Here is a 24,163-nt window from a genome sequence, read left to right on the forward strand (position 1 = left end):
AGCATGCTCGATCCCAATCTGCTGCGTACCGAGCCAGACGCAGTCGCAGAAAAACTGGCACGCCGGGGCTTTAAGCTGGATGTAGATAAGCTGGTCGCTCTTGAAGAGCGTCGTAAAGTTCTGCAGGTAAAAACTGAAAATCTGCAGGCTGAACGTAACTCGCGATCGAAATCCATCGGCCAGGCGAAAGCGCGTGGGGAGGATATTGAGCCGCTTCGTCTGGAAGTGAACAAACTCGGCGAAGAGCTTGATGCGGCGAAAAATGAGCTGGATGCGCTGCTTGCGGAAATCCGTGATATCGCGCTGACCCTGCCTAACCTGCCGGATGATGAAGTGCCGCTGGGTAAAGATGACAGCGAAAACGTAGAAGTGAGCCGTTGGGGCACGCCGCGTAAATTCGATTTCGAAATCCGCGATCACGTGACGCTGGGTGAAACGCTGGGCGGTCTGGATTTTGCGAGCGCCGTGAAGCTGACCGGCTCACGTTTTGTGGTTATGAAAGGGCAGATTGCCCGCCTGCACCGCGCGCTGTCGCAGTTTATGCTGGATCTGCATACCGAAGAGCATGGCTATAGCGAAAACTATGTGCCGTATCTGGTGAACCACGACACGCTCTACGGTACGGGTCAGTTGCCGAAATTCGCAGGCGATCTGTTCCATACGCGTCCGCTGGAAGAAGAAGCCGACAGCAGCAACTATGCGCTGATCCCGACCGCAGAAGTGCCGCTGACGAACCTCGTGCGCGATGAGATCATCGACGAAGAGTCGCTGCCGATCAAAATGACCGCGCATACGCCGTGCTTCCGCTCTGAAGCGGGTTCTTACGGCCGCGATACCCGTGGTCTTATTCGTATGCACCAGTTCGATAAAGTGGAAATGGTGCAGGTTGTACGTCCGGAAGATTCCATGCAGGCGCTGGAAGAAATGACCGGCCACGCGGAGAAAGTGCTGCAACTGCTCGGTCTTCCGTACCGTAAAGTGCTGCTGTGCTCTGGCGATATGGGCTTCGGCGCGCGTAAAACCTATGACCTGGAAGTCTGGCTTCCGGCGCAGGATACGTACCGCGAAATCTCTTCCTGCTCCAATATGTGGGATTTCCAGGCGCGTCGCATGCAGGCACGCTGCCGCAGCAAGTCTGATAAAAAGACCCGCCTGGTTCACACCCTGAACGGTTCTGGTCTGGCGGTTGGACGTACGCTGGTCGCTGTGCTGGAGAACTATCAGCAGGCGGATGGCCGCATCGAAATTCCTGAAGTGCTGCGTCCGTATATGAAAGGTCTTGAATTCATCGGCTAAGGTGAATCGCCCATTCTTTTAAAAGCGCCTGCGGGCGCTTTTTTCATTTTTAGACCCGCCTCTTTTATAAGAATTATTGATAAATTTTTTCATCGATATCTACCCGGCATTATTCAGCTAACTTATTATTTTTAATGAATTATGCCAGGCGAAAATCACCAGTACCGTAACGGATAAATGAACACTGTTCATCGACAGCCTGTTTCGACCATAAAAGGCGATTTCTGGCAGATTGACTTTGGCGTTGCTGGTGGCATGATGCGCACGAATTCTTACCTTCCTCACGGTTTTATCCATGTCTATCTATACCCGGCCAGTGCTGCTTTTGCTCTGTGGCCTGCTGCTGTTGACCCTTGCGATAGCGGTGCTGAATACGCTCGTACCGCTGTGGCTGGCCCATGACAATTTGCCGACCTGGCAGGTTGGTATGGTCGGCTCGTCTTATTTTACCGGCAACCTGCTGGGCACGCTGATTACCGGCGCGCTTATCAAGCGCTATGGATTTAACCGCAGCTACTATCTCGCTTCGCTGATTTTTGCTGCTGGCTGTGCCGGGCTCGGCATGACGCTCGGTTTCTGGAGCTGGCTTGCGTGGCGTTTTATCGCGGGTGTCGGCTGCGCGATGATTTGGGTGGTCGTGGAAAGCGCGCTGATGTGCAGCGGCACGGCACGTAACCGCGGGCGTCTGCTGGCGGCGTATATGATGGTTTATTATCTGGGCACGGTCGCCGGACAACTGATGGTCAGCAAGCTGCCGACCGACCTGATGAGCGTCCTGCCGTGGGTCACTGGCATGGTGATGGCGGCCATTCTGCCACTGCTCTTTACCCGTATCGTGAACAGCAGCAGCGAGCATCAGGAAAAAACGCACGTCTGGCCGATGTTTAAGCTGCGTCAGGCGCGTCTCGGCGTTAACGGCTGCATTATCTCCGGTATTGTGCTGGGTTCGCTGTATGGTCTGATGCCGCTGTACCTTAACCATCAGGGCGTGAGCGACTCCGGGATCGGCTTCTGGATGGCGGTGATGGTGAGCGCCGGGATTATTGGCCAGTGGCCTATCGGTAAACTGGCTGACCGTTTCGGGCGTCTGCTGGTGCTGCGTGTGCAGGTGTTTGTCGTGATCGTGGGCTGCATGGCGATGCTGGCACAGGCTGCGATGGCACCAGCGCTGTTTGTTCTTGGTGCCGCCGGTTTTACGCTTTACCCGGTTGCGATGGCCTGGGCCTGTGAAAAGGTTGAGCATCACCAACTGGTGGCGATGAATCAGGCGCTGCTGCTGAGCTATACCATCGGCAGCCTGCTGGGACCAACTTTTACCGCCATGCTGATGCAGAGCTATTCAGACAGTCTGCTGTTTGTAATGATTGCCAGCGTATCGTTTGTTTATCTGATGATGCTGATGCGCAAAGCCGGGCATCATCCTACGCCGGTGGCACACGCCTGATAACAAAACGCCCGCATGATGCGGGCGTTGTTTTTAGTACATCACTTTGTGGCCGTACTGCTCAAGGATCCCTTTGACGCGCTCCATCGTTTCCTTTTTCGGTGGTTTCACGCCGTCAAGCTTATACTCTTCGCCCATCGCCACCCATTTATGCTTACCCAGCTCGTGGTAGGGCAGCAGTTCGATTTTCTCGACGTTGCCCATATCGCGGGTAAATTCGCCCAGGCGATGTGCGGAATCATCATCATCAGACCAGCCAGGAACGACGACATAGCGGATCCAGGTTTTGATGCCTTTGGCTGAAATATATTTGGCGAACTCCAGCGTGCGGTGATTAGAGACGCCGACCAGATTCTGGTGGATTTCATCGTTCATCTGCTTGAGATCGAGCATCACCAGATCGGTTACTTCCAGCAGTTCATCGATAACCGGATCGTAGCGACGTACGAAACCGTTGGTATCAAGACAGGTATGAATGCCTTCTTTCTTACAGGCGCGGAACCAGTCGCGGACGAATTCCGCCTGGAGTATCGCCTCGCCGCCGGATGCCGTGACGCCGCCGCCGGAGGCGTTCATGAAATGCCGGTAGGTCACCACCTCTTTCATCAGTTCTTCAACCGTTATCTCTTTGCCGCCGTGTGTGTCCCAGGTGTCGCGGTTGTGGCAATAGAGGCAACGCATCAGGCAGCCCTGAAAGAAGGTGATAAAGCGGATCCCCGGCCCGTCGACGGTGCCACAAGATTCGTAGGAGTGAATGCGACCAGTAACTGACATTGCGGTGTTATCTCCAGTTCAGGCCCGATGCAACAGGGCCGGGTGAGCGCGGTCTGTGCCGCGTCGAGTCTTTTTTGCGAGATAACTGAAGTATAGTCAGTCGCCTTGCAGAAAAGGCTCATACCGGGGTGGGTTATAAGAAAGGCCCCACAAACGTGGAGCCTTCATTTTACGCATTTTCAGCCAGAGCGGGTATTACATTGTCTGAGTGAAAGTACGGGTGATGACGTCCTGCTGCTGTTCTTTCGTCAGCGAGTTGAAACGCACCGCGTAGCCAGACACGCGAATGGTCAGCTGCGGGTATTTCTCAGGATGTTCCATCGCATCCAGCAGCATTTCGCGGTTCATGACGTTCACGTTCAGGTGCTGACCGCCTTCGATAGACGCTTCATGATGGAAGTAACCGTCCATCAGGCCCGCCAGGTTAGTTTTACGCACTTCGTCGTCTTTACCCAGCGCGTTCGGCACGATAGAGAAGGTGTAAGAGATACCATCTTTTGCGTAGGCGAACGGCAGTTTAGCAACCGAGGTCAGAGAAGCGACAGCGCCTTTCTGGTCACGGCCGTGCATCGGGTTAGCACCCGGGCCGAACGGTGCGCCAGCGCGGCGGCCATCCGGGGTGTTACCGGTTTTCTTACCATAAACCACGTTAGAGGTAATGGTCAGCACGGACTGGGTCGGGATAGCGTTGCGGTAGGTTTTCAGTTTCTGAATTTTCTTCATGAAACGTTCAACCAGGTCAACCGCCAGGTCATCCACGCGAGCGTCGTTGTTACCGAACTGCGGGTATTCGCCTTCGATTTCGAAGTCGATAGCCAGACCGTCTTCATCGCGAATCGGTTTAACTTTCGCGTATTTGATGGCAGACAGGGAGTCAGCGGCAACAGACAGACCTGCGATACCACACGCCATAGTGCGGATAACGTCGCGATCGTGCAGCGCCATCAGCGAAGCTTCGTAGCTGTATTTGTCATGCATGTAGTGGATGATGTTCAGGGCGGTGACGTACTGTTTCGCCAGCCAGTCCATGAAGTGATCCATACGTTCCATGACTTCGTCGAAGTTCAGCAGATCGCCTTTGATCGGTTCAGATTTCGGGCCTACCTGCATTTTCAGTTTTTCATCAACGCCGCCGTTGATAGCGTACAGCATGGTTTTCGCGAGGTTAGCGCGAGCACCGAAGAACTGCATTTGCTTACCAACTACCATCGGGCTTACGCAGCACGCGATAGCGTAGTCATCGTTGTTGAAGTCCGGACGCATCAGGTCATCGTTCTCGTACTGCAGAGAAGAGGTGTCGATGGAAACTTTCGCCGCGAATTTTTTGAAGTTCAGCGGCAGTTTTTCGGACCACAGAATCGTGATGTTCGGCTCCGGAGACGGCCCCATGGTGTAGAGGGTGTTCAGGAAACGGAAGCTGTTTTTGGTTACCAGCGTACGGCCGTCAACGCCCATACCACCAACGGATTCGGTCGCCCAGATCGGGTCGCCGGAGAACAGCTCATCATATTCTGGTGTACGCAGGAAGCGCACCATACGCAGTTTCATCACCAGGTGGTCGATCAGTTCCTGGGCTTCCTGCTCGGTGAGTTTGCCTGCTTTCAGGTCGCGTTCGATGTACACGTCAAGGAAGGTGGAGACGCGGCCAAAGGACATCGCGGCACCGTTCTGGGATTTCACCGCAGCCAGGTAGCCGAAGTAAGTCCACTGTACAGCTTCCTGAGCGTTGGTCGCCGGACCGGAGATATCACAGCCATATTTCGCTGCCATCTCTTTGATCTGGCCCAGAGCGCGGTGCTGTTCAGCAATTTCTTCACGCAGACGGATAGTCGCTTCCAGGTTTACGCCATTTTCCAGGTCCTGCTGCAGAGAGACAAACTGTGCATATTTGTCTTTCATCAGGAAGTCGATACCGTACAGCGCAACGCGGCGGTAGTCACCAATGATACGGCCACGGCCGTAAGCATCCGGCAGACCGGTCAGCACGCCGGATTTACGGCAGTTCAGGATGTCTTTGGTGTAAACGTCGAATACGCCCTGGTTGTGGGTTTTACGGTATTCGGTGAAGATTTTTTTCAGTTGCGGATCCAGCTCGCGGTTATACGCTTTGCAGGAACCTTCAACCATTTTGATGCCGCCAAATGGGATAATGGCGCGTTTCAGCGGAGCTTCAGTCTGCAGACCAACAATTTTCTCAAGAGACTTGTTGATATAGCCTGCGTCATGCGAAGTGATGGTGGACGCCACGGAAGTGTCGAAGTCTACTGGCGCATGAGTGCGGTTTTCCAGTTTGACGCCTTCCATAACTTTGTCCCACAGGGTAGTGGTGGCTTCAGTTGCGCCAGCCAGGAAGGACTCGTCACCCTCGTATGGCGTGTAGTTTTTCTGGATAAAGTCGCGGACGTTGACTTCATTCTGCCAGTCGCCTTTCGCAAAACCTTCCCAGGCTGTGGCTAACTTTTCATTAAGCTCGGACATGTAACACCTACCTTCTTAAGTGGATTTTTTATTTACTGCCTGGAACAACTATCAGCGATGGTCATCGCCACGCAGGTAAATGACCCAGTACGTCAATCCGACAAGCAACCCTCCACCGATAATATTACCAATCGTTACCGGTATCAGGTTATCGACGATGAAATTCATCATGGTCAGATGAGAAAATTGGTCTGGCGAAGCGTGGATCGCGCTCCAGAACTCCGGGCTGCCAAAGTGACGAATCACTATCCCCATCGGGATCATAAACATGTTGGCGATGCTATGTTCGAATCCGCTGGCCACAAACATGCCGACCGGCAGAATCATAATAAAGGCCTTATCAATCAGGCTGCGTCCTGAATAACTCATCCAGACGGCCAGGCAGACCATCAGGTTAGCCAGGATGCCAAGGCAAACTGCCTCAATAAATGTGTGTTCAACTTTATGCGACGCCGTTTGCAGGACATTAAGCCCCCAGCCGCCGTTGGCGGTCATATACTCGCCGGAAAGCCACATCAGTAAGACAAAGAGCAGGGCGCCAATCAGGTTGCCGATATAAACATTTACCCAGTTGCGCGTCAGCTGACCCCAGGTGATACGCCCGCTGGCTTTGGCGACCACAATCAGCACCGTTGAAGTAAAAAGATCGGCGCCGCAAATGACGCAAAGAATCAGACCGAGTGAGAAACAGATACCGCCAATCAGTTTGGTAATGCCAAAAGGCATCGCGGCAGCGCCGGTGGTGGCGGTGATATAGAAAACAAACGCAATGGAAATAAATACGCCAGCCGTAATTGCCAGATAAAACGTCTTTAACGGATGTTTCGTGGCTTTATAAACGCCCGCTTCCTCGGCAACTTTCGCCATCGCAGCAGGGAGTAAGGAGTCAAAAGGGTTGTCAGCTTTCACACTAACTCTCTCTTTATTTATTCGGCGAGTTGATACTAACAAAGCATGATGCAGTAAAATTTGATATGGATCATATCTCGCCAGGTTTGCAGGACTGAAAGGCGTCTGGTTTTTACGCAATTTCAGCTTAACTTTATGATTATTCAATAAAAAATAAATTTTAAATATTATTAAAAGTGTTGAAAAAAAGCGGTTTGCCTCTCCTCATAAAGTGTTAATCATTATGAATTATTGGCTAAAAAAGGTAACAATCAAGCCGGGCGGATATATTTAATATTCACCAGTAATTAACTTGATATTTACATTCAAACTTTTAACCAGACAAATAAAAACGGGGCCGTAAACGCGCCCCGTCATATTTGCTAAACATAAGTGTGAAGCAGGTCAATTGATATGCGTTATATCAATTTCCTTGCCAAAACCTGGCTTTAGCCCGTTGAAGTTTTTCATAGGCAGCCAGCAGCGACTGATGCGCCGGGAAAGCTTTCAGATCGCCGTCGACGGGCTGTAGGCCATAGAAGGGCGCTTCGCCGCTGATAGCCGCGCTCGCGGCTTCCACCGCGTCTGCGCCATACATACGAACGAAGGCATTAAGGTACTGTAGCGGCTCGCGTTCCTCTTCCTGCGCCAGCAGCAGAAGCGTCTGCAGGCAACGATAATAATTGGCGCGCCCGGCGCTAAACACCGATGCGTTAAATTCCATGGTCCACTCGGTCCAGATCAGCGCCTGATCCAGATCGCCGCCAGCCAGCGCCAGCATCGCTTTTAGCTCGCCGATGCGCAGGGTATACCAGCCGTTATCTTTACCCGTTGCCAGGCCCAGCAGTTCGCGCACGCGAGTGAAGTCGTCATGGCCTTCTTCGTCCAGTTGAGCGATCAGGTTCAGATAATCTTCTTTCTCCCACTCGCTGCCCGGCAGCGCCAGCAGCGTTTCGCGCAGATGGCTACCCATATTGTTATTCGCGAGCAGCAGATCCTCTGCCGGATAGATGTCAGACATGCCCGGCACAATGATACGACAGGCGTAAACGCCCAGATGCTCGTAATCGGCGATGTAGACTTCTTTATCTTCAGCCTTAAAAATCGCCATCAAAGTAGCGAACTCTTCTTCCGTCGTACCGGCGAAGCTCCAGTCTACAAACGGATAATCCGCGTCCTGCTTGAACATATCCCAGGAGATAAGACCGCTGGAGTCGATGAAGTGCGTCTCAAGGTTCGCATGTTCGGCCACTTCTTCATCATCGAACGTCGGTGGCGTAAACACGTCGAGATCTTTCAGGCCGCGGCCCTGCAGCAGTTCGGTGACGGTACGCTCCAGCGCTACGCCGAAATCGGGATGCGCGCCGAAGGAGGCAAAGCAGGTGCCGTTAGACGGGTTAAACAGCACAACGCAGATAACCGGATATTTTCCGCCGAGAGAGCCGTCGTAAGCGAAAATCGGGAAGCCTTCCGCTTCGAGCGTATTGATAGCCTCGACCACGCCTGGATAGCGCGCCAGCACCTCCTGCGGGATCTCCGGCAGGCTGATGCTTTCGGCAATAATGCGGTTCTTGATATGACGCTCAAACACTTCAGACAGCCCCTGAACACGGGCTTCGTTCCGGGTATTGCCCGCGGACATGCCGTTGGACACATACAGGTTGCCGACGATGTTCATCGGAATGTAAACGGTCTGTTCATCTGACTGGCGGGTGAACGGCAGGGCGCAGATGCCGCGCTCTTCATTACCAGACTGCAGGTCAACCAGCATGCTGGCGGTCAGTTCGTTCTCCGGATCGTAAAACGCGCGCAGGCGGGCATCAAGAATGCCTTCCGGCAGTTCATCGCTTTGCGGGATCGGAAACCATTTTTCGTTCGGATAGTGCACGAACGGGCCGTTTGCGATCGTATCGCCCAGCCAGAAATCGGCGAAGAAATAGTTGGTGGACAGACGCTCAAAGTATTCGCCCAGCGCGGAAGCCAGCGCGGCTTTTTTGGTGGCACCTTTACCGTTGGTAAAGCACAGCGCGCACTCTTTGTCGCGAATATGCACAGACCAGACGTTCGGCACCGGGTTTAGCCAGGAGGCTTCTTCGATGTTAAAGCCCAGATCGGTGAGTTTCTGCTGGAAGCGAGCAATGGAGTCTTCCAGTGCGGCATCTTTGCCGGGGATGAAGGTTTGAGTCATGGGATCCACTTTTATCGTACGCAAAGCACGCAATGATACGGATTTTAGCCCTTCTGCGCCATCGTCCCGCCCGATGCGGCAAAAATAAATCTTACGACTATCCTTAATCAAGATAACTCCCTGTTATGGCGTAAGAAAAATATGAAAGCTTTCGATTTGCAACGGATGGCGCTTGACAAGTTTCCATTAGAATTTTTGGGTGAAGTCGCGCTGCGCAGCCTTTACACCTTTATCCTGGTGTTTCTGTTTCTCAAAATTACCGGGCGACGCGGCGTGCGTCAGATGTCGCTCTTTGAAGTACTAATCATTCTAACGCTCGGATCAGCGGCGGGGGACGTGGCGTTTTATGACGACGTGCCGCTGCTGCCCGTGCTGGTAGTGTTTGTTACGCTCGGCGTGCTCTATCGTCTGGTGATGTGGCTGATGTCCTGTAGCGAAAAGCTTGAGGATCTACTGGAGGGCAAACCGCGCATCATTATTGAAGACGGCGAGCTGGCCTGGGAAAAGCTCAACCGGGAGAACATGACCGAATTTGAGTTTTTTATGGAGCTGCGTACCAAAGGCGTGGAGCATCTGGGGCAGGTGCGACTCGCTATCCTTGAGGCTAATGGTCAAATCAGCGTTTACTACTATCCCGACAAACTGGTACGACCGGGACTGTCGATTCTGCCGGAGTATTGCAGCGAGCGTTTTGAACACATCCCTGAAACCGGCGATTACGCCTGTATCCGGTGTAGCGAAGTGGTGACGTTTGATGCCGGTGTGAAACCGTCCTGTCCGCGTTGTAAAAACCATATATGGGTGAAGGCAAGCACCGCGACCCGCGTCACCTGACAGCAAATTCCACCGTCAGCGGGCGCTGCGCTGGCGGATTGTGTTGTGTGATTTGGCGCACATTCCCCCTGGCGCCAGGATTAGCCGTTGCAGCCCTCTCAACGGAATGATAAAACCGATAGCCACAGGAAAAACTTATTGCTTTTAGCGTGGTGAGGGGAAATGGCTCAGGTCTACAATTTTAGTTCTGGCCCGGCGATGTTGCCGGCGGATGTGTTACGAGTGGCTCAGGAAGAGTTGCGTGACTGGCAGGGGTTAGGCACCTCTGTGATGGAAATCAGCCACCGCAGTAAAGAGTTTATTCAGGTGGCGGAACAGGCGGAACAGGATTTTCGCGATCTGCTGGAGATCCCCTCAAATTACAAAGTGTTATTCTGCCACGGCGGCGGACGCGGGCAGTTCTCCGCGCTTCCGCTGAATCTGCTGGGCGACAAAACGACTGCCGATTATGTTGATGGCGGCTACTGGGCGGCAAGCGCGGTTAAAGAAGCCAAAAAATACCTGACGCCGAATGTGATCGACGCGAAAATCACCGTTGATGGCAAACGCGCCATTAAGCCGATGAGCGAATGGCAGCTCTCGGCGGATGCCGCTTACGTCCACTACTGCCCGAATGAAACCATCGACGGCATCGCGATTAACGATACGCCTGATTTTGGCGACGCTATCGTTACCGCCGATTTCTCCTCCACCATTCTTTCTCATCCGGTTGATGTCAGCCGTTACGGCGTCATCTACGCGGGCGCGCAGAAAAACATTGGCCCGGCGGGCCTGACGCTGGTTATCGTGCGTGAGGATCTGCTTGGCAAGGCGCATGTCTCTTGCCCGTCGGTGCTGGATTACAGCGTGCTGAGCGAAAACGACTCCATGTTCAACACGCCGCCGACGTTTGCCTGGTATCTCGCGGGCCTGGTGTTTAAATGGCTCAAAACCAACGGCGGCGTGGCGGCGATGGACAAGATCAACCAGCAAAAAGCCGATCTGCTCTACGGCGTGATTGATAACAGTGATTTCTATCGCAACGATGTTGCAACGGCTAACCGTTCACGCATGAACGTACCGTTCCAGCTCGCCGACAGCAGCCTGGATAAGCTGTTCCTTGAAGAGTCCTTTGCTGCGGGCCTGCACGCGCTGAAAGGCCACCGCGTGGTGGGCGGCATGCGCGCCTCTATTTACAACGCGATGCCGCTCGAAGGGGTAAAAGCCCTGACCGACTTTATGGTGGATTTCGAACGCCGCCACGGCTAATCCTTCCGTTACGTTTCGCCCCGCGGCTGGCCGCGGGGTTTTTATTCTGTTTTATCGAGACTTTTTTCATGCAGGAATCCCTGACCTTACAACCCATCGCGCGCGTGGATGGCACTATTAACCTTCCTGGCTCCAAGAGCGTTTCCAACCGGGCGCTGCTATTGGCGGCACTGGCGAAAGGCACCACCACGCTCACCAATCTGTTAGACAGCGATGACGTGCGCCATATGCTCAACGCGCTGAAAGCGCTTGGCGTTCATTATTCGCTTTCTGACGATCGCACCCGCTGCGAAATTCAGGGGCAGGGCGGGCCGTTCAATACGCTCGTGGAACTGGAACTGTTTTTAGGTAACGCCGGAACCGCAATGCGTCCGCTGGCAGCGGCGCTGTGCCTTGGCACTAATAATGTGGTGCTGACTGGCGAGCCGCGCATGAAAGAGCGCCCGATTGGACATCTGGTCGACGCGCTGCGTCAGGGCGGCGCAGATGTCACGTATCTGGAGCAGGAAAACTATCCGCCGCTGCATCTGAAAGGCGGATTCACCGGTGGCAACGTGACCGTTGATGGCAGCGTTTCAAGCCAGTTCCTGACCGCGCTGTTAATGGCCGCTCCGCTGGCACCGGGCAACACCGCTATCGACATTAAAGGCGAGCTGGTATCAAAGCCCTACATTGATATCACGCTGCACCTGATGAAAACCTTTGGGGTTGAGGTGGAAAACCAAAACTACCAGCGTTTTGTCATTCAGGGCGGCCAGCAGTACCAGTCGCCAGGACATTATCTGGTAGAAGGCGATGCGTCTTCCGCGTCTTATTTCCTCGCGGCGGCAGCCATTAAAGGCGGCACTGTCAAAGTCACCGGTATTGGGCGCAATAGTGTGCAGGGCGATATTCGCTTTGCTGACGTGCTGGAGAAAATGGGCGCACATATCACCTGGGGTGACGATTTCATCAGCTGCACCCGCGGTGAGCTGAACGCGATTGATATGGATATGAACCATATTCCCGACGCGGCGATGACCATCGCCACTACCGCGTTGTTTGCTAGAGGCACCACCACGCTTCGTAATATCTATAACTGGCGTGTGAAAGAAACCGATCGTCTGGCGGCGATGGCCACCGAGCTGCGCAAAGTCGGCGCTACGGTTGAAGAGGGGCATGACTTCATTACCGTCACGCCGCCTGCGCAGTTACAGTTTGCGGATATCGGCACCTATAACGATCATCGCATGGCGATGTGTTTCTCGCTGGTGGCGCTTTCCGACACGCCGGTTACGATTCTCGACCCGAAATGCACCGCGAAAACCTTCCCGAATTATTTCGCGCAGCTCGCGCGTATCAGCCACTCCGCTTGAATACGCGGTTTTCCCGGAACGGCAGCGCGCCGTTCCGGGCATCTGCGCCCACTTCTTCTACACTCAGCCACAATGGCGGCGATATTTTGCCGGAAAGATAACAGTCTGCGGTGATGAAGCGTATAATGCGCCGCGTTCACGTTGCAGGCCTGCCATTTGTTATTGAAGGAGAAAAAGATGACGGCATCCGTCCCGGTAATCACAATCGATGGCCCAAGCGGCGCAGGGAAAGGCACGCTCTGTAAAGCGATGGCTGAAACCCTGCAATGGCATTTGCTGGATTCCGGCGCCATCTATCGGGTTCTCGCGCTGGCCGCCCTGCATCATCATGTTGATGTCGATTCCGAAGAAGCGCTCGTTCCGCTGGCAGCGCATCTGGATGTGCGCTTCGTCGCGCAGCAGGGCGAGCTGGAGGTCATTCTGGAAGGTGAAGACGTCAGTGCCGAGATCCGTACTCAGGACGTGGCCAACGCCGCCTCGCAGATTGCCGCGTTCCCGCGTGTGCGCGAAGCACTGCTGCGCCGTCAGCGCGCATTTCGAGAAGCACCCGGCCTGATTGCCGACGGGCGCGACATGGGAACGGTGGTTTTCCCTGATGCGCCTGTGAAAATTTTCCTTGACGCTTCCTCCGAGGAACGTGCTCATCGCCGTATGCTACAGTTGCAGGAAAAGGGCTTTAGTGTTAACTTTGAACGCCTTTTGGCCGAGATAAAAGAGCGCGATGACCGCGATCGTAACCGGCCAGTAGCGCCGTTAGTGCCCGCGCACGATGCTCTGGTGCTGGATTCCACCAGCCTTAGCATTGAAGAGGTTATCGAAAAGGCGCTTGAATACGCCCGTGAAAAACTGGCGCTCGCGAAGTAACGCGACCGAATTTGCAGTACCCCCGTTGCAATGGAGTGACAGCGGGTATGTGAAACAACCCCACCCAGCATGATGCCAGGTGGACGTTAATTTAAAACCTGAAGATTAAACATGACTGAATCTTTTGCTCAACTCTTTGAAGAATCCCTGAAAGAAATCGAAACCCGCCCGGGTTCTATCGTTCGTGGCGTTGTTGTTGCTATCGACAAAGACGTAGTACTGGTTGACGCCGGTCTGAAATCTGAGTCCGCCATTCCGGCAGAGCAGTTCAAAAACGCCCAGGGCGAAATTGAAATCCAGGTTGGTGACGAAGTTGACGTTGCTCTGGATGCAGTAGAAGACGGTTTCGGTGAAACCCTGCTGTCTCGTGAGAAAGCTAAACGTCACGAAGCGTGGCTGATGCTGGAAAAAGCTTACGAAGAAGCTGCAACCGTTACTGGTGTTATCAATGGCAAAGTCAAGGGCGGCTTCACTGTTGAGCTGAACGGTATTCGTGCGTTCCTGCCGGGTTCCCTGGTAGACGTGCGTCCGGTTCGTGACACCCTGCACCTCGAAGGCAAAGAGCTTGAATTCAAAGTAATCAAGCTGGATCAGAAGCGCAACAACGTTGTTGTTTCTCGTCGTGCCGTTATCGAATCTGAAAACAGCGCAGAGCGCGATCAGCTGCTGGAAAACCTGCAGGAAGGCATGGAAGTTAAAGGTATCGTTAAGAACCTCACTGACTACGGTGCATTCGTTGATCTGGGCGGCGTAGACGGCCTGCTGCACATCACTGATATGGCCTGGAAACGCGTTAAGCATCCGAGCGAAATCGTGAACGTGGGCGACGAAATCACTGTTAAAGTGCTGAAGTTCGACCGCGAGCGTACCCGTGTCTCCCTGGGCCTGAAACAGCTGGGCGAAGATCCGTGGGTTGCTATCGCTAAACGTTACCCGGAAGGCACCCGCCTGACTGGTCGCGTAACCAACCTGACCGACTACGGCTGCTTCGTTGAAATCGAAGAAGGCGTTGAAGGCCTGGTACACGTTTCCGAAATGGACTGGACCAACAAAAACATCCACCCGTCCAAAGTCGTTAACGTTGGTGACGTGGTAGAAGTGATGGTTCTGGATATCGACGAAGAACGTCGTCGTATCTCCCTGGGCCTGAAACAGTGCAAAGCCAACCCGTGGCAGCAGTTCGCTGAGACCCACAACAAAGGCGATCGCGTTGAAGGTAAAATCAAGTCTATCACTGACTTCGGTATCTTCATCGGCCTGGACGGCGGCATCGACGGTCTGGTTCACCTGTCTGACATCTCCTGGAACGTGGCTGGCGAAGAAGCCGTTCGCGAGTACAAAAAAGGCGACGAAATCGCTGCCGTTGTACTGCAGGTTGACGCAGAGCGTGAGCGTATCTCTCTGGGCGTTAAACAGCTCGCAGAAGATCCGTTCAACAACTACGTTGCACTGAACAAGAAAGGTGCAATCGTTACTGGTAAAGTAACCGCAGTTGACGCGAAAGGTGCTACAGTTGAATTAGCAGACGGCGTTGAAGGTTACCTGCGCGCTTCTGAAGCTTCCCGTGACCGCGTAGAAGACGCGACTCTGGTTCTGAGCGTTGGTGACGACGTTGAAGCTAAATTCACCGGCGTTGATCGTAAGAACCGCGTTGTGAGCCTGTCTGTTCGTGCGAAAGACGAAGCTGACGAGAAAGATGCAATCGCTTCTGTTAACAACAAACAGGAAGAAGGCAACTTCTCTAACGCAATGGCTGAAGCGTTCAAAGCAGCTAAAGGCGAGTAATTGCCTTGACAGATTACAGGTTCCGGCCTGTAATCAGACACTAAGGGCGGCTTTGGCCGCCCTTGTTCGATGATAGCTGTAAGACAATTTTCCTGAATGGAAACCGGAGGAAACATGACCAAGTCAGAATTAATCGAAAGACTTGCAAGCCAGCACTCCCATATCCCGGCGAAAGCGGTGGAAGATGCGGTTAAAGAGATGCTGGAACATATGGCCTCTACCCTTGCCCAGGGCGAGCGTATTGAAATCCGGGGTTTCGGCAGTTTCTCCTTACACTATCGCGCACCACGCACCGGGCGTAACCCCAAAACAGGTGATAAAGTCGAGCTGGAAGGTAAATACGTTCCGCACTTTAAACCGGGTAAAGAACTACGCGACCGCGCCAATATTTACGGTTAAGGTTTATCGCTTAACCTTGCAGAAAACGGTACTTACGGGTGCCGTTTTTTGTACCCATCACATGACCTTGCGAGCTATCTCGACGCATTTCCTGCAACATCTGCAATACCATAAATTCTTCTCTGCACATCTCGTAAATCCACCAGTTACAGCCTGACAACGTTCCTTTTCGGCCGCACACTTCGTGGCAACAAGGAGGTGTCTGTGATCTCACTGCCCGTGTTGAGCCTGTGCGTTATGGCTGGTCTGTCGCCACTGCTGTTCTTACCTTCGCTACCGGGTATCGCGCAGATAGCCGTCATCACAATTGCATCGACGTTAATGCTGTTTTTGCGACATTCCGCTGTGCGGTTTCTGGCGCTGGCGCTGCTTTTCTTTTGTTGGGGGCTGCTCGCTGCCCGACAGGTTACGCTGCCATATGATTTGTTAACGACAAAAACGCACCAGGTTGAAGCCGTTATTACCGGGACTGATGGCGCTACGGAACACCATATTAAAATTTACCGGGCAGACGGCAAGCGGTGGTTTCCTGCGCCTGGCGTGGTACTGCGAGACAGCTATTTACCAAAAAAGGCCTGTGCCGGTCAGCGCTGGTTGATGACGTTGCGCCTGCGGCCAGTTCACGGGCAGCTCAACGAGGGCGGTTTTGACAGCCAGCGTTATGCCTTGTCGCAACATTTACCGCTGACAGGGCGTGTTGTATCTGCGCAACTACTTGAAGATAGCTGCAGCTTTCGGGCTCGTTATCTGGCTTCTTTCAGTCACCATATGGCGGCTTTTAACTGGCAGCCAGTGATACTGGCGCTCGGTTTTGGCGAACGCATGGCATTGACGGACGATGTCAAACGCTTGCTTCGTGAAACCGGCACCGCGCATTTGATGGCTATCTCAGGGTTGCACATCGGCTTTGCGGGGACGCTTGGATGGGCGCTGGCGCGATTACTGCAACTATTACTGCCTGCGCGTCGCTTAGGCTACCGGTTTCCTTTGCTGGCGATGCTTATTGCGGCGGCGCTCTATACCTGGCTTAGCGGGAGTAATCCGCCTGCCATCAGAACGCTTATCGCTCTGTCCGCGTGGTGCGCGCTGCGGCTTTGCGGCAGGCAATGGACGCCCTGGCAGGTATGGATGTGCTGCGTCGCGGCCATCCTGTTTTTTGATCCTGTGGCGATATTATCGGAAAGCCTCTGGCTCTCGGCCTTTGCCGTGGCGGCGCTGATTTTCTGGTATCAGTGGGTGCCGCTGCGCGCGGAAGGGAAATGGCGACCGTTAAAAAGCTTGCTGCATCTGCAATGTGGTATGACGCTCCTTCTGCTGCCGCTTCAGTTGCTGTTGTTCCACGGGCTCAGCCTGACATCGCTACTGGCAAATCTAATTGCGGTGCCAGTCATTACTTTCGTCGTTGTTCCACTGGTGCTGTTGAGCATGGTGCTGGATCTGGCGCATCTGGCATGGCTGGAACATTACGCGGGTTTGCTGGCTGATAGATCGCTCGCGTTGCTTTTCTGGCTGTTGCGAGAGCTTCCCCCCGGATGGCTGAGCCTGGACCAGCGCTATCAGTGGGTAACACTCGCCCCGTGGCTGATTATGATTGCGTTGAGAGTGGGCTGGCACCGCATTTCGCCCGCCACGTGTGGTATCTCACTGGGCCTGTTGACATGGCCCTTCTGGCAAAAAACGACAGATGATGTCTGGCGGCTGCACATGCTGGATATCGGACATGGGCTTGCCATCGTCATTGAGCGCCACGGCAGAGCGATACTCTATGACAGCGGCAACGCGTGGCCGGGCGGCGACAGCGCGCAGCAAATCATTATTCCCTGGCTACGGTGGCATCATCTCAAGCCTGAGGGCGTCATCATCAGCCATGAACATCTCGATCACCGTGGCGGTCTGGAGAGCCTTACCAGTACGTGGCCGACGATGTGGATACGCAGTTCGCTCCACTGGGCTGGTCATATCCCCTGTGTCAAAGGCGCGCACTGGCGCTGGCAGGGGCTGATTTTTACGGTTCACTGGCCCCCTGAAGGTTATCAGGAGCGAGGCAATAACCGCTCCTGTGTCGTTAAAGTGGATGACGGCGAGCACAGCATCCTGCTAACAGGCGATATTGAAGCTTCCGCAGAGTTGGCTATGCTCAAAAACCAGTGGCAACCGTTGCAGGCGGATATTCTTCAGGTGCCTCACCACGGCAGCCGTACTTCATCGACGCCTACGCTGTTATCGGTAGTGAATGGCAAAGCGGCGCTGGCGTCGGCATCACGATATAACGCCTGGCGGTTACCTTCAGCAAAAGTGGTGAAACGCTATCAGCAGCACCGTTATCAGTGGTTTGATACGGCACATGCCGGGCAGCTTTCAGTCTCTTTTTCATCAGGGCAATGGAAAATCGAGGGGTTAAGAGAACAGATTTCACCCCGCTGGTATCATGAGTGGTTTGGCTCACCTGCTGAATACAGGTAGAATATGCGGCTATTTCAACGAAAGCTGGTTTTTTGAATGCATAACGATAAAGATCTCTCCACGTGGCAGACCTTCCGCCGACTCTGGCCGGTGATAGCGCCCTTTAAAACGGGTCTGATTGTGGCTGGGGTAGCGTTAATACTCAACGCAGCCAGCGATACCTATATGCTATCGCTACTTAAACCATTACTGGATGATGGTTTCGGTAAAACCGATCGCTCAGTGCTGCTATGGATGCCACTGGTGGTCATTGGGCTGATGATCCTGCGCGGTATCACCAGCTATGTTTCCAGTTATTGCATCTCCTGGGTTTCCGGGAAAGTCGTCATGACGATGCGCCGCCGTTTGTTTAATCATATGATGGGCATGCCTGTCTCTTTCTTTGATAAACAATCTACCGGTACCTTGCTCTCCCGCATCACCTACGATTCTGAGCAGGTGGCGTCTTCTTCATCCAGCGCGCTGATTACCGTCGTGCGTGAAGGGGCGTCAATCATTGGTCTGTTCATCATGATGTTCTACTACAGCTGGCAGCTTTCGCTGATCCTTATCGTACTGGCACCAATTGTGTCACTGGCGATTCGTGTCGTGTCGAAACGCTTTCGCAGCATCAGTAAAAACATGCAGAACACCATGGGGCAGGTGACGACCAGCGCGGAGCAAATGCTTAAAGGCCATAAAGAAGTACTGATTTTCGGTGGCCAGCAGGTTGAAGGCGAGCGTTTTGCTAAGGTCAGCAACAAGATGCGTCTGCAGGGCATGAAAATGGTCTCGGCCTCGTCAATTTCTGACCCGATTATTCAGCTGATAGCGTCCCTGGCGCTGGCGTTTGTGCTCTATGCGGCAAGCTTCCCGAGCGTCATGGAAACCCTGACGGCAGGTACCATCACGGTTGTGTTCTCGTCCATGATTGCCCTGATGCGCCCGCTGAAATCGCTGACTAACGTGAACGCTCAGTTCCAGCGCGGGATGGCAGCCTGTCAGACGCTGTTCGCTATTCTCGATAGCGAGCAGGAAAAAGACGAAGGCACGCGTGTCATCGAACGTGCGCAGGGGAATCTCGAATTCCGCAATGTCACCTTTACCTACCCGGGACGTGAAATTCCGGCACTGCGTGATATCAACCTGTCTATCCCTGCCGGGAAGACGGTCGCGCTGGTGGGGCGTTCAGGCTCTGGTAAATCTACACTCGCAAGCCTCATCACGCGTTTTTATGACATCGACAGCGGCGAAATCCTGATGGATGGCCACGACCTGCGCGACTACACGCTATCGTCGTTGCGTAATCAGGTTGCGCTGGTATCGCAGAACGTGCATCTCTTTAATGACACCATCGCGAATAACATTGCTTACGCGCGCACCGATGTTTACAGCCGTGAAGCCATTGAGAATGCCGCCCGTATGGCTTATGCGATGGATTTCATCAATAAGATGGATAACGGTCTGGATACGGTCATCGGCGAAAACGGCGTTCTGCTTTCCGGTGGTCAGCGTCAGCGTATCGCGATTGCCCGCGCGCTGCTGCGAGACAGCCCCATCCTTATCCTCGATGAAGCGACGTCTGCGCTGGATACCGAATCAGAACGTGCTATTCAGGCCGCGCTGGATGAACTGCAAAAGAACCGCACCTCGCTGGTTATCGCGCATCGTCTTTCGACTATCGAGCAGGCGGACGAAATCGTGGTTATCGAAGACGGACGCATTGTCGAGCGAGGCAATCATACCGAGCTTCTGGAGCAGCATGGCGTCTATGCGCAGCTTCATAAAATGCAGTTTGGGCAATGATTGAGCGCATCTGGTCTGGCCGTTCGCTGTTATGGGTGCTCCTGCTGCCGCTCTCCTGGCTGTATGGCCTCATTAGCGGCGCTATTCGCCTGAGCTATCAGCTGGGCTTACGTAAGGCCTGGCGCGCGCCGGTGCCGGTGGTCGTGGTGGGGAATCTTACCGCAGGCGGCAACGGTAAAACGCCGGTCGTGGTCTGGCTGGTCGAGCAACTGCAGCAGCGAGGTATACGCGCAGGCGTAGTATCGCGCGGTTACGGCGGGAAGGCTGCGCATTATCCGTTAGTGCTTAGCGCAGCTGCCACGCCTGCGCAAGCAGGCGACGAGCCGGTGCTTATCTACCAGCGCACCGGCGCGCCCGTGGCGGTATCCGCCAATCGCGCGCAGGCGGTGCAGGCGCTTATCGATAACGCCGGGCCGCAAATCATCATTACCGATGATGGTCTTCAGCACTACGCGCTGGCGCGCGATAAAGAAATCGTGGTGGTTGATGGCGTGCGCCGTTTCGGCAACGGTTGGTGGCTTCCGGCAGGCCCAATGCGTGAGCGCGCATCCAGGCTTAAGCAGGTTGATGCGGTCATTACCAATGGCGGAGAAGCGCGTCCCGGCGAAATCGCCATGCAGCTTGAACCAGGGCTCGCGGTTAATTTACGCAGCGGTGAAAGGCGTCCGGTCAATACGCTGGAAAATGTGGTGGCGATGGCGGGAATCGGTCATCCGCCGCGCTTCTTTGCCACGCTTGAAAAATGTGGCCTGACACCTGTTAAAACCGTGAGCCTCGCTGACCATCAGGCGCTGCGCGAAACCGACGTGCTGGCGTTGCTCAGCGAAGGTCAGAGCCTGCTGATGACGGAAAAAGACGCGGTGAAATGTCGCGCCTTCGCCCATGATAACTGGTGGTATCTGCCAGTCGACGCGACGCTTGCGCAGCCGCAAGCCGATCAATTACTGAAGGACATTCTCACGCTGGTGCGTTAAGCAGGGGCGCCAGCCATAGCGGACGGGAGCGGATATGTCTGGAGTGCATCTTTCTTTGCGCGCGGCGCGCCACCTTCACCTTGCCGCGCAAAGGCTGCTGAAAAAGCCGGTTCGCCGCGCATGCCCTGCCGATATTCTTGCTGCCATCACCCGCATGTCTCTCCTGCAAATTGATACCATCAATATCGTGGCGCGCAGCCCGTATCTGGTGCTTTTTAGCCGTCTTGGTAACTACCCGGGCCGCTGGCTGGATGAGGCGCTGGCGCGCGGTGAGTTGATGGAGTACTGGGCGCACGAAGCCTGTTTTCTGCCGCGCAGCGATTTCCCGCTTTTTCGCCACCGTATGCTGAGCCCCGAAAAGATGGGCTGGAAATATCGTGCCGCATGGATGGAAGAACACGCGCAGGAAATCGGTGAATTAATGGCGTTTATCGAGCGTAACGGCCCGGTGCGTTCGGCAGATTTTGAGCATCCGCGTAAAGGTGCCAGTGGCTGGTGGGAGTGGAAACCGCACAAAAAACATCTCGAAGGGCTGTTTACCGCAGGGCAGGTGATGGTGGTAGAGCGGCGCAATTTTCAGCGCGTCTACGATCTCACCACCAGAGTCTTGCCCGACTGGGACGACAGCCTGCATCTGATTGATAAAGCGCAGGCCGAGGCGCAGATGCTCGCTAACAGCGCCCGCAGCCTCGGCATTTTCCGTAGCGCCTGGCTTGCTGATTACTACCGCTTGCGCCATGTCGCTACCGGCCCGCTATTGCAGGCGTGGCAGGATGAGGGATTCGTGGTGCCGGTTGACGTCGAGACGCTCGGGCCGATGTGGTTGCATCATGAGCTTCTGCCGCTGCTTGAGCGAGCTGTGGCGGGCAAACTCACCGCCACCCACAGCGCCGTGCTCTCACCATTCGATCCCGTTGTCTGGGACCGCCGCCGCGCGGAAGAATTCTTTAACTTCTCTTACCGCCTCGAATGTTATACGCCTGCACCTAAGCGCAAATATGGCTATTTCGTCCTGCCATTGCTGCACAAAGGCGCGCTGGTAGGGCGGATGGATGCCAAAATGCACCGCCAGCAAGGCTCGCTTGAAGTCATCGCGCTTTATGGCGAAGAGGGCGTATCGTTCACGGCAGGCGTTATCGCCGGATTGCGGCAGGCTATTGGCGATTTCGCCGCCTGGCAGGGCGCAACCAGGGTCGTTTTCCGCCAGTTGCCCGGCCCGCTTGCGCACGCGTGGGGCGAGGGCTGGGAAATTGACCCCGCGCCTGAAACGCATGTGATATCCTCAAAAGATTAATACCACCGGTCCATCAGGAGGAACCATGGATCATCGTTTACTCGAAATCATCGCCTGTCCGGTTTGCAACGGCAAACTCTACTTTAATCAGGAAAAGCAGGAACTTATCTGCAAGGTTGACCGTCTGGCTTTCCCGCTGCGCGACGGTATCCCGGTCCTGCTGGAAAATGAAGCGCGCGCGCTTACAGCCGAAGAGACCAACCCATGAGTTTTGTGGTGATTATTCCTGCCCGCTACGCGTCGACGCGTCTGCCGGGCAAACCGCTGGTCGATATCAACGGCAAGCCGATGATCGTACATGTGCTTGAGCGCGCGCGTGAGTCAGGCGCGGCGCGCATTATTGTGGCGACCGATCACCCGGATGTGGCACGTGCGATTGAAGCGGCAGGCGGCGAAGTGTGTATGACCCGCGCCGATCATCAGTCCGGCACGGAACGTCTGGCGGAAGTCGTGGAGAAATGCGGTTTCGCTGACGATACGGTTATTGTCAACGTTCAGGGCGACGAGCCGATGATCCCGCCAGCGATTATTCGCCAGGTCGCAGAAAATCTGGCGAGTGCGCAGGCAGGCATGGCGACGCTCGCGGTGCCGGTCCATGATGCCCAGGAAGCGTTCAACCCCAACGCGGTCAAAGTGGTGATGGATGCGCAGGGTTACGCGCTCTATTTCTCACGCGCCACCATTCCGTGGGATCGCGACCGTTTCGCGCAGTCGCGCGATACCATCGGCGACAGCTTTCTGCGTCATATCGGTATTTACGGCTATCGCGCCGGGTTTATCCGCCGCTATGTCACCTGGCCTGCCAGCCCGCTTGAGCAGATTGAAATGCTGGAGCAACTGCGCGTCCTGTGGCACGGCGAGAAAATCCATGTGGCGGTTGCCGCCGTGGTGCCCGGCACCGGCGTGGATACGCCTGAAGATCTTGAGCGCGTGCGCGCCGAAATGCGTTAACAGAAAACCGGCCCCGGCCGGTTTTTTTACGGCGTCACACAGTCGCGCCGACCGGCAGCGTCTGGAACGGTTTGATCTCTTTTAGCACGAACATACTCTGCATCTCTTTTATGCCCGGCAGACGGCGCAGCACCGACATGGCGAACTCCGCGTAGGCGTCGAGATCGCGCGACACCACCTGCAACAGGAAGTCGGCATCTCCACCAATGCTGTAACAGGCCACCACGTTTTCCAGCTCCATGACTTCCTGTTCAAAACGCCGCGCCTGCGCCTCGCTGTGGCTGTCGATGCTGACACGCACGAATACCATCACGCCAAGCCCGATTTTGCGGCGATCCAGCGCGGCGTGATAGCCGAGAATCACCTTGTCTTCTTCCAGTTTTTTCACCTTACGCCAGCAGGGCGAGGGCGAAAGGTTGACGGATTCCGCCAGCGCCTGATTGGTGGTGCGTGCATCCTGCTGCAAGAGTGTCAGCAGGGTGATATCTGTGGGTGTCAGGGTATCGTCAGACATAATTTTTCCCGTTTCTCTTTTTAAAGGGTAATTTTACCCTTTCATAGCGCATTGCGGTGCAATAAAGGTCATTTTTTTCCGCCGTTGTCGGGCAGACTTATTACATCAACTGACAGGGAGAAAAACATGCAATTCGATACCCGCCTGCATAAATGCACTATCGTCGTCGACCGCGCGCTCACGCCAGGGCTTGCCATGAACGCCGCAAGCGTTCTGGGCGTGTGTCTTGGCAGACAGGTCGAGGGATTAGTCGGCCCCGATCTGTTAAGCCTGGATGGGGTGACTTATCCGGGCGTGATCCGCGCGCCGCTGCCGGTGCTGCTCGGCGAGGGCAACACGCTGTTAAGCCTGTTTAGCGCCGCGCAGAGCGATCCGCAAATCCTGGTGCTGCCCTTTAGCGCGCTGGCGCAGTCGTGCAAAACCTGGGAGGAGTATGAGCTCCGTCTGGCGGGTGCCAGCAGCGCGCAAACCGAGCTGGCGGCGCTGGGGCTGGTCGGCCCGAAAAAACAGATAGCCCGACTGACAGGCAACCTGCCGCTTTACCGTTAAGCTAACTGGCATGGAATTGATCTCAACAGATGACATCCGCCGTAAGGACGCCCATTATAAAAACAGTAGCGTTTATAAGG

Annotated in this window: 20 protein-coding genes; 15 read left to right on the forward strand and 5 right to left on the reverse strand. The window is 54.7% G+C overall.

Features of this window, described 5'->3' with window-relative positions:
* The first annotated feature begins 3 nt into the window (after window positions 1-3).
* Window positions 4-1,296 carry a serine--tRNA ligase gene (gene serS, locus G9X48_RS02095; protein ID WP_007866459.1) on the forward strand — a complete coding sequence of 431 codons (1,293 nt, stop codon included), beginning with the start codon at window positions 4-6 and terminating at the stop codon, window positions 1,294-1,296.
* Window positions 1,297-1,591: 295 nt separating this feature from the next.
* Window positions 1,592-2,740, forward strand: a complete 1,149-nt coding sequence (locus G9X48_RS02100; protein ID WP_004387362.1) for an MFS transporter — start codon at window positions 1,592-1,594, stop codon at window positions 2,738-2,740.
* 33 nt (window positions 2,741-2,773) lie between these two features.
* On the opposite strand, the gene pflA is transcribed toward G9X48_RS02100, so the two are convergent.
* From pflA to ycaO, 4 genes are all read right to left on the reverse strand, one after another.
* Window positions 2,774-3,514 (reverse strand): pyruvate formate lyase 1-activating protein, encoded by a 741-nt coding sequence (pflA, locus tag G9X48_RS02105; protein WP_007782507.1) that lies wholly within the window; start codon window positions 3,512-3,514, stop codon window positions 2,774-2,776.
* A gap of 195 nt (window positions 3,515-3,709) precedes the next feature.
* Window positions 3,710-5,992, reverse strand: a complete 2,283-nt coding sequence (pflB, locus tag G9X48_RS02110) for a formate C-acetyltransferase (RefSeq protein ID WP_004387360.1) — start codon at window positions 5,990-5,992, stop codon at window positions 3,710-3,712.
* A 51-nt stretch (window positions 5,993-6,043) separates the two neighbouring features.
* Entirely contained in the window at window positions 6,044-6,901 is an 858-nt protein-coding gene (focA, locus tag G9X48_RS02115; protein ID WP_097641050.1) for a formate transporter FocA, read from the reverse strand.
* Between the two features lie 403 nt (window positions 6,902-7,304).
* Window positions 7,305-9,068 (reverse strand): 30S ribosomal protein S12 methylthiotransferase accessory factor YcaO, encoded by a 1,764-nt coding sequence (gene ycaO / locus G9X48_RS02120; protein ID WP_097641049.1) that lies wholly within the window; start codon window positions 9,066-9,068, stop codon window positions 7,305-7,307.
* 141 nt (window positions 9,069-9,209) lie between these two features.
* Between ycaO and G9X48_RS02125 the strand changes: the two genes are divergently transcribed.
* The 12 genes from G9X48_RS02125 to kdsB all read left to right on the forward strand — a co-directional run bounded on the left by G9X48_RS02125 (window position 9,210) and on the right by kdsB (window position 23,020).
* A complete protein-coding gene (locus G9X48_RS02125; RefSeq protein WP_004387357.1) occupies window positions 9,210-9,902 on the forward strand; it encodes a DUF421 domain-containing protein in 693 nt (230 codons plus the stop codon).
* 162 nt (window positions 9,903-10,064) lie between these two features.
* On the forward strand, window positions 10,065-11,150 hold the full coding sequence (gene serC, locus G9X48_RS02130; protein ID WP_097641048.1) for a 3-phosphoserine/phosphohydroxythreonine transaminase: 1,086 nt from the start codon (window positions 10,065-10,067) through the stop codon (window positions 11,148-11,150).
* Between the two features lie 68 nt (window positions 11,151-11,218).
* The gene (gene aroA / locus G9X48_RS02135) at window positions 11,219-12,505 is read left to right on the forward strand and encodes a 3-phosphoshikimate 1-carboxyvinyltransferase (RefSeq protein WP_097641047.1); all 1,287 of its coding nucleotides are present in this window, start codon (window positions 11,219-11,221) and stop codon (window positions 12,503-12,505) included.
* 177 nt (window positions 12,506-12,682) lie between these two features.
* Window positions 12,683-13,369: a (d)CMP kinase gene (gene cmk, locus G9X48_RS02140; RefSeq protein ID WP_063264830.1), complete on the forward strand. Its 687-nt coding sequence runs from the start codon at window positions 12,683-12,685 to the stop codon at window positions 13,367-13,369.
* Window positions 13,370-13,480: 111 nt separating this feature from the next.
* On the forward strand, window positions 13,481-15,154 hold the full coding sequence (gene rpsA, locus G9X48_RS02145) for a 30S ribosomal protein S1 (protein ID WP_004387354.1): 1,674 nt from the start codon (window positions 13,481-13,483) through the stop codon (window positions 15,152-15,154).
* Window positions 15,155-15,268: 114 nt separating this feature from the next.
* The gene (gene ihfB / locus G9X48_RS02150) at window positions 15,269-15,553 is read left to right on the forward strand and encodes an integration host factor subunit beta (RefSeq protein WP_004387353.1); all 285 of its coding nucleotides are present in this window, start codon (window positions 15,269-15,271) and stop codon (window positions 15,551-15,553) included.
* Window positions 15,554-15,757: 204 nt separating this feature from the next.
* A complete protein-coding gene (locus G9X48_RS02155) occupies window positions 15,758-18,016 on the forward strand; it encodes a ComEC family protein (RefSeq protein ID WP_097641046.1) in 2,259 nt (752 codons plus the stop codon).
* A 36-nt stretch (window positions 18,017-18,052) separates the two neighbouring features.
* Window positions 18,053-19,801: a lipid A ABC transporter ATP-binding protein/permease MsbA gene (gene msbA / locus G9X48_RS02160; RefSeq protein ID WP_004387352.1), complete on the forward strand. Its 1,749-nt coding sequence runs from the start codon at window positions 18,053-18,055 to the stop codon at window positions 19,799-19,801.
* Window positions 19,798-20,775, forward strand: a complete 978-nt coding sequence (lpxK, locus tag G9X48_RS02165) for a tetraacyldisaccharide 4'-kinase (RefSeq protein ID WP_097647832.1) — start codon at window positions 19,798-19,800, stop codon at window positions 20,773-20,775. Before msbA ends, lpxK begins: the two co-directional genes overlap by 4 nt.
* A 34-nt stretch (window positions 20,776-20,809) precedes the next feature.
* Window positions 20,810-22,069: a winged helix-turn-helix domain-containing protein gene (locus tag G9X48_RS02170; RefSeq protein ID WP_097641044.1), complete on the forward strand. Its 1,260-nt coding sequence runs from the start codon at window positions 20,810-20,812 to the stop codon at window positions 22,067-22,069.
* Window positions 22,070-22,094: 25 nt separating this feature from the next.
* Entirely contained in the window at window positions 22,095-22,277 is a 183-nt protein-coding gene (gene ycaR / locus G9X48_RS02175; protein ID WP_007898151.1) for a protein YcaR, read from the forward strand.
* Entirely contained in the window at window positions 22,274-23,020 is a 747-nt protein-coding gene (kdsB, locus tag G9X48_RS02180; protein WP_004385497.1) for a 3-deoxy-manno-octulosonate cytidylyltransferase, read from the forward strand. The genes ycaR and kdsB overlap by 4 nt, the downstream gene beginning before the upstream one ends.
* Before the next feature lie 34 nt (window positions 23,021-23,054).
* On the opposite strand, the gene G9X48_RS02185 is transcribed toward kdsB, so the two are convergent.
* Window positions 23,055-23,534: an Lrp/AsnC family transcriptional regulator gene (locus G9X48_RS02185; protein WP_004385496.1), complete on the reverse strand. Its 480-nt coding sequence runs from the start codon at window positions 23,532-23,534 to the stop codon at window positions 23,055-23,057.
* A gap of 126 nt (window positions 23,535-23,660) precedes the next feature.
* Between G9X48_RS02185 and G9X48_RS02190 the strand changes: the two genes are divergently transcribed.
* Window positions 23,661-24,083: a DUF2000 domain-containing protein gene (locus tag G9X48_RS02190; RefSeq protein ID WP_007864224.1), complete on the forward strand. Its 423-nt coding sequence runs from the start codon at window positions 23,661-23,663 to the stop codon at window positions 24,081-24,083.
* The last annotated feature ends 80 nt before the right edge of the window (window positions 24,084-24,163 follow it).

This window comes from Cronobacter sp. HA18006 (genome assembly GCF_011605445.1).
GTDB classification, from domain to species: domain Bacteria; phylum Pseudomonadota; class Gammaproteobacteria; order Enterobacterales; family Enterobacteriaceae; genus Cronobacter; species Cronobacter sakazakii.